Origin of the sequence: Pseudogracilibacillus sp. SO10305 (assembly GCF_037072005.1) — a bacterium.
GTDB classification, from domain to species: domain Bacteria; phylum Bacillota; class Bacilli; order Bacillales; family Amphibacillaceae; genus Pseudogracilibacillus; species Pseudogracilibacillus intestinigallinarum.
Genome location: NZ_JAXHDE010000001.1, coordinates 278,515 through 291,610, shown reverse-complemented (window position 1 = coordinate 291,610; position 13,096 = coordinate 278,515). Strand labels below are relative to the sequence as shown.

12 protein-coding genes are annotated in these 13,096 nt (G+C 33.4%); all 12 read left to right on the top strand.

Annotated elements, in window-relative coordinates:
- Positions 1-46: 46 nt before the first annotated feature.
- Complete coding sequence (locus SPD45_RS01510) at positions 47-1,513, top strand: UDP-N-acetylmuramoyl-L-alanyl-D-glutamate--2,6-diaminopimelate ligase (RefSeq protein WP_336265815.1); 1,467 nt, start codon at positions 47-49, stop codon at positions 1,511-1,513.
- A 5-nt stretch (positions 1,514-1,518) separates the two neighbouring features.
- Positions 1,519-2,871, top strand: a complete 1,353-nt coding sequence (locus tag SPD45_RS01505; RefSeq protein ID WP_336265814.1) for a UDP-N-acetylmuramoyl-tripeptide--D-alanyl-D-alanine ligase — start codon at positions 1,519-1,521, stop codon at positions 2,869-2,871.
- Positions 2,872-2,908: 37 nt separating this feature from the next.
- Complete coding sequence (gene mraY, locus SPD45_RS01500; protein ID WP_336265813.1) at positions 2,909-3,895, top strand: phospho-N-acetylmuramoyl-pentapeptide-transferase; 987 nt, start codon at positions 2,909-2,911, stop codon at positions 3,893-3,895.
- Positions 3,892-5,247 (top strand): UDP-N-acetylmuramoyl-L-alanine--D-glutamate ligase, encoded by a 1,356-nt coding sequence (murD, locus tag SPD45_RS01495; protein WP_336265812.1) that lies wholly within the window; start codon positions 3,892-3,894, stop codon positions 5,245-5,247. Before mraY ends, murD begins: the two co-directional genes overlap by 4 nt.
- Positions 5,248-5,309: 62 nt before the next feature.
- Positions 5,310-6,425 (top strand): putative lipid II flippase FtsW, encoded by a 1,116-nt coding sequence (ftsW, locus tag SPD45_RS01490; protein WP_336265811.1) that lies wholly within the window; start codon positions 5,310-5,312, stop codon positions 6,423-6,425.
- Positions 6,426-6,551: 126 nt separating this feature from the next.
- On the top strand, positions 6,552-7,322 hold the full coding sequence (locus SPD45_RS01485) for a cell division protein FtsQ/DivIB (RefSeq protein WP_336265810.1): 771 nt from the start codon (positions 6,552-6,554) through the stop codon (positions 7,320-7,322).
- Positions 7,323-7,349: 27 nt separating this feature from the next.
- A complete protein-coding gene (gene ftsA / locus SPD45_RS01480) occupies positions 7,350-8,636 on the top strand; it encodes a cell division protein FtsA (RefSeq protein ID WP_336265809.1) in 1,287 nt (428 codons plus the stop codon).
- A gap of 59 nt (positions 8,637-8,695) precedes the next feature.
- Entirely contained in the window at positions 8,696-9,829 is a 1,134-nt protein-coding gene (gene ftsZ, locus SPD45_RS01475) for a cell division protein FtsZ (protein ID WP_336265808.1), read from the top strand.
- Between the two features lie 360 nt (positions 9,830-10,189).
- Positions 10,190-11,098: a sigma-E processing peptidase SpoIIGA gene (locus tag SPD45_RS01470; protein ID WP_336265807.1), complete on the top strand. Its 909-nt coding sequence runs from the start codon at positions 10,190-10,192 to the stop codon at positions 11,096-11,098.
- A 23-nt stretch (positions 11,099-11,121) separates the two neighbouring features.
- Complete coding sequence (gene sigE, locus SPD45_RS01465; RefSeq protein ID WP_336265806.1) at positions 11,122-11,835, top strand: RNA polymerase sporulation sigma factor SigE; 714 nt, start codon at positions 11,122-11,124, stop codon at positions 11,833-11,835.
- Between the two features lie 92 nt (positions 11,836-11,927).
- Positions 11,928-12,710 (top strand): RNA polymerase sporulation sigma factor SigG, encoded by a 783-nt coding sequence (sigG, locus tag SPD45_RS01460; RefSeq protein ID WP_336265805.1) that lies wholly within the window; start codon positions 11,928-11,930, stop codon positions 12,708-12,710.
- Between the two features lie 101 nt (positions 12,711-12,811).
- On the top strand, positions 12,812-13,066 hold the full coding sequence (locus tag SPD45_RS01455) for a YlmC/YmxH family sporulation protein (protein ID WP_336265804.1): 255 nt from the start codon (positions 12,812-12,814) through the stop codon (positions 13,064-13,066).
- Positions 13,067-13,096 lie beyond the last annotated feature (30 nt).

The window sequence follows — 13,096 nt, the reverse complement described above, 5'->3', positions numbered from 1 at the left end:
ATAATATAAAGTTATACATGTAAATTTTTATAAAGTAGGGATGAACGTGAAATTACAAGAATTATTATCTATTTTACCAGTATATCAAGTAGATCAATCTATCGAAAAAATAGAAGTGACAGGACTGGAAAGTGACCACCGTTTATTAAAAGAGGGGAATATATTTGTTTGTATAAAAGGTTTTACCGTTGATGGTCATAAGTTTGCAGAAGAAGCGGTCGAAAAAGGTGCAAAAATAATTATTGCCGAACAACCACTAAATATTGCTGGAGCAATTGTTGTACTTGTACCAGATACGACGCGAGCATTGGCATTATTAGCATCCAAATATTATGATTTTGCATCGACTAAATATCCATTAATTGGAGTAACAGGGACGAATGGAAAAACGACAACGACATATATTATCGAAAAAATGTATGAAGCATATGAAAAAAAGATAGGATTAATTGGTACAATCCAAATGAAAATTGGCGAACGAACTTTTCCAATTAAAAATACAACACCAGATGCATTGACATTACAAAAGACCTTCCGGCAAATGCATGAGGCGAATGTTGCTGCAGTAGTCATGGAAGTGTCTTCTCATGCACTTGATTTAGGAAGAGTTTATGGAGTGGACTTTGATGTCGCGTTATTTACTAATTTATCTCAAGACCATTTAGATTATCATAAAGATATGGATGATTATTTACGAGCTAAGACATTATTATTCACAGGTCTTGGAAACGGGTACGGAAATCATTCAAAAGTTGCTATTTTAAATGCAGATGATGAGGCAAGCAAAACAATTGCCAAAAGTACTGCACAACCAATTATGACGTATGGAATTGAAAATGATGCAGATGTTATGGCGACAAATATTACGTATGAAATAACGAAAACAACGTTTGAATTAAAAACACCAATCGGGAATGTAACAGTAGAAAGTCGTCTTATTGGTGCATTTAATGTGTATAATATTTTAGGAGCAACAGCTGTTGCAATATCACAACATATCCCATTAGATGTCATTAAAGAAGCATTACAATCTATCCGTGGGGTTGATGGTCGTTTTGAACCAGTCATTGCTGGTCAGGATTTTGGTGTTATTGTAGATTACGCTCACACAGATGATTCATTAAGAAATGTTTTAGACACTATTAATGAATTTAAACAACGGAAAGTATATGTTGTTGTCGGCTGTGGGGGAGACCGAGATAAAACAAAACGGCCATTAATGGCACAAGTTGCTGTACAACATAGTGATGTAGCGATCCTAACATCTGATAATCCGAGAACTGAAGACCCTAATGCTATTTTAGCTGACATGACAAAGGGACTTAATGCAACAAATTATGAAGTAATTGTGAACCGTAAAGAAGCGATTGAAAGAGTTATACAATTAGCAGAAAAAGATGATATTATTTTAATCGCTGGAAAAGGGCATGAAACATATCAGGAAATTCATGGCATCCGACATGATTTTGATGATCGTGTCATTGCTAAAAATGCGATTGAACAGAGAGGTTAATGAGTATGTTTACAATAGAACAATTAAAAAGTCTCTTCCCTCGTGTTGAAGGGGCTTTTTCCGAAGAAGTAGAAATAAAAGAGGTATATACAGATAGTCGAATGGAAGTTGAAAAAGGATTATTTGTTCCGATAATCGGCGAGAATTTTGATGCACATACGTTTATAGAAGGTGCAGTGGAACATGGAGCAATTGCGACATTGTGGGATGAATCTATTCCTGTACCAACTCATTTAAAAGATTCAATTATGTTCTTTATTGTAGACGATACAATTGAAGGGTTACAAAAACTAGCAACAGCATATCGGAAGAAGGTAAATCCAATCGTAGTTGGTGTAACTGGTTCTAACGGAAAAACTTCGACAAAAGATTTATTAAAGACTGTATTACAGCAAAAGTACCGTACATATGGGACAGTAGGAAATTTCAATAACCATATTGGTCTACCGTTGACAATTTTACAAATGGAGCAAGGGACAGAGATGTTAATTCTTGAAATGGGGATGAGTGATTTCAAGGAGATAGAAACATTGTCTAATATTAGCTTGCCAGATTATGCAATTATTACTAATATTGGTGAATCTCATATTGAACATCTCGGTTCAAGAGAAGGTATTGCAAAGGCTAAATTAGAAATAAAAGCAGGTTTGAAAGAAGGCGGCTTGCTCATTATAGACGGTGATGAAGTGCTCATGGAAAAAGAGCATGAACAGGAACATGTTCTATCATGTGGATTTACACAAACAAACGAGTATATAGTGACAAATGTCGATATTACGGAAGAAGAAACGAAGTTTTTCGTAAACGATGTTCCTTTTACGATTCCTTTAGTAGGAAAACACCATGCACAAAATGCTAGCTTTGTTTTTGCACTAGCGAAACATCTACATATGAGCGATGAACAGATTCAAGCGGGATTTAGTGCATTACAATATAGTAATATGCGATTTGAGCGGTTAGTTGGAAAAAACGGTGTTACGTTAATCAATGATGCATACAATGCTTCACCGACATCGATGAAAGCAGCAATTGAAGTAATGAAACAATTGAAAGATAACAAAAGGAAAATCATTGTGTTAGGTGATATTTTAGAGTTAGGACCTTATACAGAGGACTTACATCGATCGATTGCAGAAGTAATTGATGAGCAAATTGATCATACTTTATTATTTGGTGAAAGTATGCGATATTTATATGATGTGCTACAACAAAAAGGCAGTGTAAAACATGTCGATTACTTCAAGACAAAAGATGCGATAATACAAAAATTAGAAACATATACATCGAGCGATACGACAATTTTATTTAAGGCATCGCGTGGGATGGCGTTTGAACAAATCGTTGAGGCATTAAAGTAGAATGTTGGACGGTTTTATATAAGGAGGAAAAGGAAGTATGAGTATTTATGTAGTGGTAATGGCGATAGCAATAAGCTTTCTAATTACCGTCCTATTAAGCCCGATTTTTATACCATTTTTAAGAAGGTTAAAATTTGGCCAAAGCATTCGAGAGGAAGGACCACAGTCGCATATGAAAAAATCAGGAACACCAACAATGGGTGGTCTAATGATTATTGCGAGTGTTGTCATTACCTTTTTACTCGTATCATTTTTATTTGCAGAGCAGACAGTAAACTACCAATTTTGGTTATTATTATTTGTTATTATTGGATATGGACTTATTGGTTTCTTAGATGATTTTATTATCGTTGTTCGTAAAAATAACCAAGGTCTTACATCTAAACAAAAATTATTAGGTCAAATAGTTATTGCAGTCGTTTTTTACATTACATTAAAAATGAATGACTATCCGACGACAATTGCAATTCCGGGAACGGATTTTGAATGGGAATTAGGATTCTTCTATGCTATTTTAATTGTATTTATGTTAGTAGGTTCATCAAATGCAGTAAACTTAACGGATGGACTTGATGGGCTTTTAGCTGGAACGGCTTCCGTCGCTTTTGGAGCTTTTGCAATTATTACAACTTATCATGGTGAAGAAACACAATTCATTACTATTTTCGCTTTAACAATCGTTGGGGCATTGTTAGGTTTCTTAGTTTTTAACGCACACCCAGCAAAAGTTTTTATGGGAGATACAGGATCACTTGCATTAGGTGGGGCTATTGCAGGGATTGCAATTCTGGCAAAGTTAGAAATTATTTTAGTCATTATCGGTGGTGTATTCGTTATTGAAACATTATCCGTTATTCTACAAGTTATTTCGTTTAAAACGACTGGAAAAAGAATATTTAAAATGAGTCCGATCCATCACCATTTTGAGTTGATTGGCTGGTCTGAATGGAGAGTTGTAACGACATTCTGGGCAGTAGGGATTGTATTTGCAAGTATTGCAATATTTATTGAGGTGGTTTTATGAGTCGCACATTAACCCCATTTCCATATGAAAAAGTACTCGTCTTAGGATTAGCCAAAAGCGGTACAGCAACCGCGAATCTATTGTTAAAAAATGGCATCCATACGATTGTAAATGATTTTAAAACTGAAGAAACAGATCCAGTCGTTGTAGAGTTACGAGCGAAGGGTGCTGAGGTAATCGTCGGTTCCCATCCATTATCTGTTTTAGAGAATATTGATTTAATCGTAAAAAATCCGGGTATTCCATACGAAAATGTTTTAATAAAAGAAGCAATCAAACGTGATATACCTATTATTACAGAAGTAGAACTAGCAGGTCGCTTAGCTGCACCGAATCCGATTATTGGTGTAACAGGCTCAAACGGAAAAACGACTACAACAACTTTAATTGATGCGATGTTAACAGCGAGCAATAAAAAGGTAAAGTTAGCAGGTAATATAGGATTCGTTGCGTCAGAAATGGCTGAAACATTAGATGAAGAAGAACCATTATTATTAGAACTATCATCGTTTCAATTAATGGGTATTGATACGTTTAAACCGCATATTGCTGTAATGTTAAACTTGTTTGAAGCCCATCTAGATTATCATGGTGATGTGTTATCTTATGAACGTGCGAAGTTTAATATGGTAAAAAACCAGACGGAAAATGATTATTTTATATATAATGCAGATGATGCACGTGTTGTATCATATATAAACAATATGAAAGCAATATGTATTCCTTTTTCAGTGAATAAAGTAGTTGAAAATGGCGCATATGTGAAAGACGAAGCGTTATATTTTAAACAGGAAAAAATTATTGATATAGAAGAAATTGTATTAGTTGGATCCCATAATATCTCTAATATTTTAGCTGCAATTGTAGCTAGTAAATTAAGTGGTGCAACGAATGAAGGTATTATACAAACATTGACGACATTTTCTGGAGTAGAACATCGTTTACAATTCGTTGGAAAAATACAAGACAGGCTATTTTACAATGATTCAAAGGCAACGAATAAACTGGCTACGGAAATGGCATTACAATCTTTTCAACGACCGACTATTTTATTAGCAGGTGGATTAGATCGTGGGGATGATTATGATGATCTAATTCCTTTTTTAGCAAATGTAAAAGGGGTCGTTTTATTCGGAGAAACAAAATTAAAATTAAAAGAAATGGCCGAAAAAGCAAATATTGAACACATTGCAATTGTTGAAAATGTAAAAGAAGCTGTACCTGTAGCATTTTCGATGTCAAACGAAAAAGATGTTATTTTATTATCACCAGCTTGTGCAAGTTGGGATCAATATAAAACGTTTGAAGAAAGAGGGAATATGTTCGTCCAAGCTGTGCATACATTAGCATAGGAGGATGAATCATATTTCCCATTGCATCCTCCTATCTAATTGTTTAGAAGGAGGATTTTTTTATGCGTCATTTTCCGCTTTTTCAAAGACAATATTCACATTATATGCATATTTTATGTTTAACTTTGTTATTAGTTACAATTGGGATATTCATGGTTTATAGCGCTTCATATGTATGGGCGAATTATATGTATGGAGATCCTTTTTATTTTGTTAAACGGCAAATATTTTTTTTAATGCTCGGATTCATTGGGTTATTGTTTGTATCGAAAATACATTATCAATATTGGCGTCAGCATGTATATGTTCTTTTTATCGTTTCATTTATTCTTCTATTTATTGTCCTCGTGCCAGGTATTGGAATGGTACGTGGTGGGGCAAGAAGTTGGATTGGTGTCGGGATATTTAGTATTCAACCAGCCGAGTTTATTAAACTAGCATTAATTATATTGCTCGCCCATTATTATGCCATTCGAAAAAAACAACGCCATCTTTCTTTCAAACATTTTTTACAACCACTAATCATTGTTCTCCTTATTTTTATGATAATTATGTTACAACCAGACTTTGGTACTGGGCTAGTTATTGTATTGACATCATTATGTGTGATGTTTATTACAGGATTAAGACTCACTTATTATGTAATTTTCTCCATTTTTGGTATGGTAGGATTAATTGGATTGATTATTTCTGCGCCGTATAGACTCAAAAGGATTACGTCATTTCTAAATCCATGGGAAGATCCGCTCGGTGATGGTTTCCAAATTATTCAATCTTTATATGCGATTGGACCTGGACAACTAGTTGGTGTAGGATATTTAAAGAGTGTTCAAAAATATTTTTATTTACCGGAACCGCAAACTGATTTTATTTTTGCGATTATCGCTGAAGAATTCGGTTTGATTGGTGCGACGGTTGTCATTGTACTATTTTTCTTATTATTTCGTGAAGGAATGATAGTTGCTTTAAAAACGCGTGATGACTTTGCACGTTACGTAGTTTTCGGGATTATGGCAATGGTCGCCACTCAAGTTATGATCAATATTTGTGTCGTTATTGGTTTACTTCCAGTGACAGGTATTACATTGCCTTTTTTAAGTTATGGAGGTTCTTCCTTAATGATGACATTAATCTCTATTGGAATTGTGTTAAATATAAGTTATAATATTTCATACTAATTTAATACTTATTTAATGCATATTTAATGAATGTAGTATATGTTTATCGCTAAAATATGTTATAATTTTATATTATAGGTAAATATTTGTATGTATGGATGAATTTAAGGTAAAGGAAGTAAATAAATGAATGAAATGGAAGATAAAACGGAAGAGAAAAAGGTAATTTCCATAGAAGATAGAATACCAAAGTTAAAAGAAGAACGAAAGAAAAAAGCGAATCGTCGTTTAATTTTTTATTTAACTATCTTTTTCATTTTAATCGCTTGTGTCGTTTATTTACAGTCACCTTATAGTAATGTAAAGGAAATCACTGTTACTGGAAATGATGTCGTCCCCATTGAGGAAATAAAAGAACTAAGTGGTATCGATGATGAGACGAACATTTGGATGTTACAAAAGCGTATAGCAAAAAAAGATATTGAAGGACATCCATTGATTGACTCAATGACAATAAAGCGTAGTTTACCACAAACAGTTAAAATAACTGTGACAGAATTTAATATTATAGGGTATACAGAAGAAAAAGGGAAATATTATCCTGTTTTAGTGGATGGTTCTGTATTAAAGGATTATCCGATGTCATATAGAGGTGATCGTCCTTTTATTTTAAATTTTGATGAACAAGCATACATGGAAATGATTGCAACACAATTAAATGAGTTACCTGAGCATGTTTTACGGTTAATTTCCGAAGTTTCTTGGGAACCGACGAAAAACAATAAAAATAAAATTTTGTTATATATGAATGACGGATTTATTGTAGATGCCACATTACGTGATTTCTCCGATAAAATGAAAAATTATCCGTCGATAATTGCACAATTAGATCCGAAAGAAAAAGGGATCGTGCATATGGGTGTTGGAATATATTTCGAAAAAATAAAGAAGAAATAATTGGTTGACTTTGGAGGTGCCTTGTAAATGAGTAATGGAGAAATTTTAGTAAGTTTAGATATTGGAACATCAGAAATAAAAGTCATTATTGGAGAAGTATTAAATGGCTCCATTAATATTATCGGAGTAGGTACAGCTAAATCAGAAGGTATGCGAAAAGGTGCAATCGTCGATATTGATAAAACTGTACAATCAATCAAAAATGCGATTGGCCAAGCAGAACATATGGTAGACATGAAAATTGAACAGGTGATTGTTTCTGTCAATGGAAACCATGTACAACTACATCCGTGTCATGGTGTCGTAGCTGTTCAAAGTGAAGACCGTGAAATTACAAATGAAGATGTAGAAAGAGTATTAGATGGTGCTCAAGTAATGTCTTTACCACCTGAACGAGAAATCATCGACATTATTCCGAAGCAGTTTATTGTAGATGGATTAGATGAAATAAGTGATCCTAGAGGGATGATTGGTGTCCGCTTAGAAATGGAAGGGACAATTATTACTTGTTCTAAAACAGTTTTACATAATGTTTTACGCTGTGTAGAGCGTGCTGGATTACATATTGCTGATATATGTTTACAGCCAATTGCTGCCGGTTCTGTTGCACTTTCAAGTGACGAGAAAAATCTAGGTGTCGCTTTAATTGATATTGGTGGTGGCTGTACAACTGTTTCTATTTTTGAAAATGATCATTTAAAAGCTACTTCTATCATTCCTCTAGGAGGAAACAATATTACGAAAGATATCTCGATTGGACTACGTACAACGACAGAAGAAGCGGAAGAAATTAAGTTGACATATGGACATGCATATTATGCAACAGCTTCAGAGGAAGAAACTTTTCAAGCGACAATTATCGGAAGTGATCAAAAAGAAACATATAATCAATTGTTCATTTCTGATATGATAGAAGCAAGATTAGAAGAAATTTTTGAATTAGTGAACCAAGAAATTAGAAGATTAGGTTTTTATGATATCCGAGGTGGGTATGTATTAACTGGAGGAACGATGAAGATGCAGGGAGCATTAGAGCTTGCACAGGAAGTATTTAATGCAAATGCTCGTATTGCAATTCCTAATTATATCGGTGTTCGTGAACCGCAATTTACCGTTGGAGTTGGAACATTACAATTTTCATATTATAATGCGAAAATTCAAGGGAAAAACTTATCATCTGGTTTAACGGTAGATGCACCGGCACAACAATCGGCTCCAAAGCCAAAACGAAAAGTACAACAGAAGAGTGAACCAAAAAGTGATGAACCGAAAGAATCAAAAGTGGCTAATTTCTTTAAATCATTCTTTGAATAATAAGTGAAACTGTAAATAGTGTATTTAATACTGGTGAATTCACAATAGGAGGACGAAACATGTTAGAATTTGATACGAATATGGACCAACTAGCGACAATTAAAGTAATCGGAGTCGGGGGCGGTGGAAACAACGCTGTTAACCGAATGATTGATCATGGAGTAGAAGGTGTAGAATTTATCGCTGTAAACACTGATGCACAAGCGTTAAATTTATCTAAAGCTGAAATTAAATTACAAATTGGCGATAAATTAACTAGAGGATTAGGAGCAGGAGCGAATCCAGAAATTGGAAAGAAAGCTGCTGAAGAAAGCCGTGAACAAATCGAAGAAGTTTTACAAGGTGCAGATATGGTTTTCGTAACTGCAGGTAAAGGTGGAGGAACAGGAACAGGTGCAGCGCCCGTTATTGCACAAATCGCAAAAGATTTAGGGGCATTAACAGTAGGGGTTGTAACTCGTCCATTCTCGTTTGAAGGTATTCGTCGTAGAAAACAAGCGAATACAGGAATTGAATCATTAAAAAATAGCGTAGATACTTTAATCGTTATTCCAAATGATCGCTTATTAGAAATTGTTGATAAAAATACGCCAATGTTAGAAGCGTTTAGAGAAGCAGATAACGTCCTACGTCAAGGTGTACAAGGTATTTCAGATTTAATTGCAAAACCAGGATTAATTAACGTTGACTTTGCGGATGTGAAAACGATTATGTTTGATAAAGGGTCAGCATTGATGGGAATTGGTGTTGCAACAGGTGAAAACCGTGCTGTAGAGGCGGCGAAGAAAGCTATTTCTTCTCCTTTATTAGAGACTTCTATTGACGGTGCGCAAGGAATTTTAATGAATATTTCTGGTGGACCATCATTAAGTTTATTTGAAGTTCAAGAGGCTGCGGATTTAGTAACATATGCTGCTGATGAAGAAGTAAATGTTATCTTTGGTAATGTTATCAATGAAAATTTAAAAGAAGAAGTTGTTGTAACAGTCATTGCTACCGGTTTTGATGAGTCGAAGCTTGAGCCAAAGCAAGGTGGACAAAGACAGGTTCCACAACAAAAACAGCCAGCTCAACCAACTCAAGAAATGGAAAAACAACAACGTCCACAAGAAAAACAGGTAGAAGATTCGTTCCAACATGATGAAGACACATTAGATATTCCGACGTTCTTAAGAAATAGAAATAAACGTTAAGTTGTTCGCAAACACTTTTCAAAGTATATTACTTTGAAAAGTGTTTTTTTATGTAGAATTATTTTTGATCATACATTCCATTAATACATTTTGTTTTAAATGAATCAAAAGAGAAAAAGCGAATCCATTCCTCTAAAAAAACGTATTATAGTGTTATAAAATGCTAGAACCCACATATTATTTTATTCTTTCTCTCACTAAATTTTAAAATGTATGCACTTAATCTTCCTTTATTTTCAGATGAAAAAATCGTATATTTTGTCGTGAAAATGACTTGAACATATGTGAAATTATGACAATTTCTGAATCATTCTTGTTTTATAATACATGCTACAACATCATTACAAAAAGGGGGATGTTATGGAGGTTATTTATATCGATGTACTGTTACTGTTGAACCTTTGTTTTAATGGTGTGTTACTTTATGTCACAGGAAAATTAGCCAAACAAAAAATATTGATTAAAAAGTGGTTATTAGCAACAGTGATTGCAACATGTTATTTCATGTTTGATTTTTTCATAGTTTCATCTATTTCCTCATTACTTCTTAATATCGTAATTGCCTTCGTAATCAATTATATAATGTTTGGTAAAATATATTTATGGAAACATGTTGGCTTATTTTACTTTTTAACCTTCATTTTAGGTGGAATGATTTTAGCAATTCATCAGTTCATTCCACAGTCTGGGAAACTCCAAACATACTTTTTATTCGTTCAAAATATTTCAGGATCGACAACAAGTGTCACCGTTTTAACAATTGGACTTATTATTTTTATTTTATTCGTTCGTTGGCAAATGCATGCACATATTCGGACAACTTTTTTTCAAACATTTATGTATGATATTGCGATTCAAATGATAGGAAGTACAAATACAACTAGAGGTTTTTTAGATAGTGGTAATCAATTATTAGATCCATTAACAAATAAACCAGTCATTATTGTGGAAGAGGCATTTTTACAATCTTATTTTAACCCGGAAGAATGGGATTTATTTAAACATGCATGTATGGTTCATGATTTAACACTATTACCGAATGATATTCGAAAAAGCGTACAAATTGTTCCATTCCAAGGTGTACAAGGTGTACAAGATATGTTGTACACGATACAGCCGAAAAATATAACTATTTATAATAAGAGTGAAAAATATGAGACAGATCACGTATTAATTGGGGTTCAGTTTGGTACATTATCAAATGAACATGGATATCAATGTTTACTACATCCAGATTTATTGCATATTCACGTAGTACAAGCAGCCTAAATTGTAGAGGGGGAAAATATTTAATGTGGAAATTTAAATTGCGAGTTTGGATGAATCGGTTGTTACGTCTTTTCCGATTAAAAAAAGACGAAATTTATTATATTGGTAGTAAAACGGTATTACCTTCTCCATTAGAAAAAATGGAAGAAAAACGATTACTGGAACGCTTACAAGAAGATGATCAAGTTGCTAGAGCAACATTAATTGAACATAATTTACGATTGGTCGTTTATATTGCCCGAAAATTTGAAAATACGAATGTGCATATGGAAGATTTAATAAGTATTGGTTCGATCGGTTTGATTAAAGCAGTAAATACATTTGATCCAACGAAAAAAATTAAACTAGCGACTTATGCTTCCAGATGTATTGAAAATGAAATATTAATGTTTTTACGAAAAAATAACCGAATTAAAACAGAAGTATCTTTCGATGAGCCATTAAATACAGATTGGGATGGAAATGAATTATTGTTGTCCGATATTTTAGGGACGGAGGAAGATATTATTACAAAAGATTTAGAGTTAAAAGTGGATAAACAATTATTAAAAAATGCACTAAAAACATTGAATGATCGTGAAAAACAAATTATGGAATTACGTTTTGGTTTAATTGGAAAAGAAGAAAAAACCCAAAAAGATGTGGCAGATATGTTAGGAATTTCCCAGTCCTATATATCACGATTAGAGAAGAAAATAATAAGACGATTACAAAAAGAAATCGAAAAAATGGTATAAACTGGTATGCCGTCATTGTAAAAAAATTGCATATTCCCCTCTCGTTCAGGAAACACTTACGTTGAGTATGATTGTCGAGAGGGGTAGAAAGTATGATGAAGCATAAAGTAGAAATTTGTGGTGTCGATACATCCAAACTCCCAGTATTAAAAAACGAGGAAATGAAAAAATTATTTCAGCAAATTGAACGAGGTGAAGACGTACTAGAAGCACGTGAAACATTAGTAAATGGCAATTTACGACTCGTTTTAAGTATTATTAAACGTTTTACATATCGTGGTGAAAATGCGGACGATTTATTTCAAGTAGGTTGTATTGGGTTAATGAAATCGATTGACAATTTTGATTTAAAACATAATGTTCGTTTTTCAACGTATGCTGTACCGATGATCATCGGAGAAATTAAACGATATTTACGTGATAATTATGCTATCCGTGTATCAAGATCGTTACGTGATACTGCATATAAAGCTCTACAAATAAGAGAACAACTGATGAATAAACATGAAAAAGAACCAAGTCCATATGAAATAGCGAAAGAAATGGGCGTACCATATGAAGATGTTGTATTTGCAATCGATGCTGTACAAGAACCCGTATCATTATTTGAGCCAATTTATAATGAAGGTGGAGATCCTATATTGATGATGGATCAAATTAGTGATGATAAAATTAACGATGAAGAATGGGATGATCATCTTTCAATTAAAGAAGGGATGCATCGATTAACAGATCGAGAAAAGATGATTATTGAAGAACGGTTTTTCCGCGGAAAAACACAAATGGAAGTGGCGGAAGAGATCGGAATTTCCCAAGCACAAATATCACGACTTGAAAAAACAGCAATTAAGCAAATTCGAAGTGATATGTTTTAATATTGTCCATCACATACAAAGCTGTTTTCAATCATACAAATAAGACAAGAACTTTTTATATAAAAGTTTTTGTCTTTTTTTATATTCTAGGAGGGATTACTTTGTTATTATCAGAAATTCAGATGAAAGAAGTTGTCGTTTTGGAAAGTGGAAAACGATTAGGATATATTCAAGATATTGAAATAGCGGAAAATAGTGGTGCCATTCAATCATTTATTATTTCTGATCGTCAATTAAGAGGTGCATTTTTTCAAAAACAAGAAGAAAGAAAAGTTATGTGGGATCAAATTGTAACGATCGGTGCGGATATCATTTTAGTAAAAGAAGAAAAAAAGGAGAAAGAAAATAGTGATTGAATGAACTATTTTTAAAATATGATAAAATAA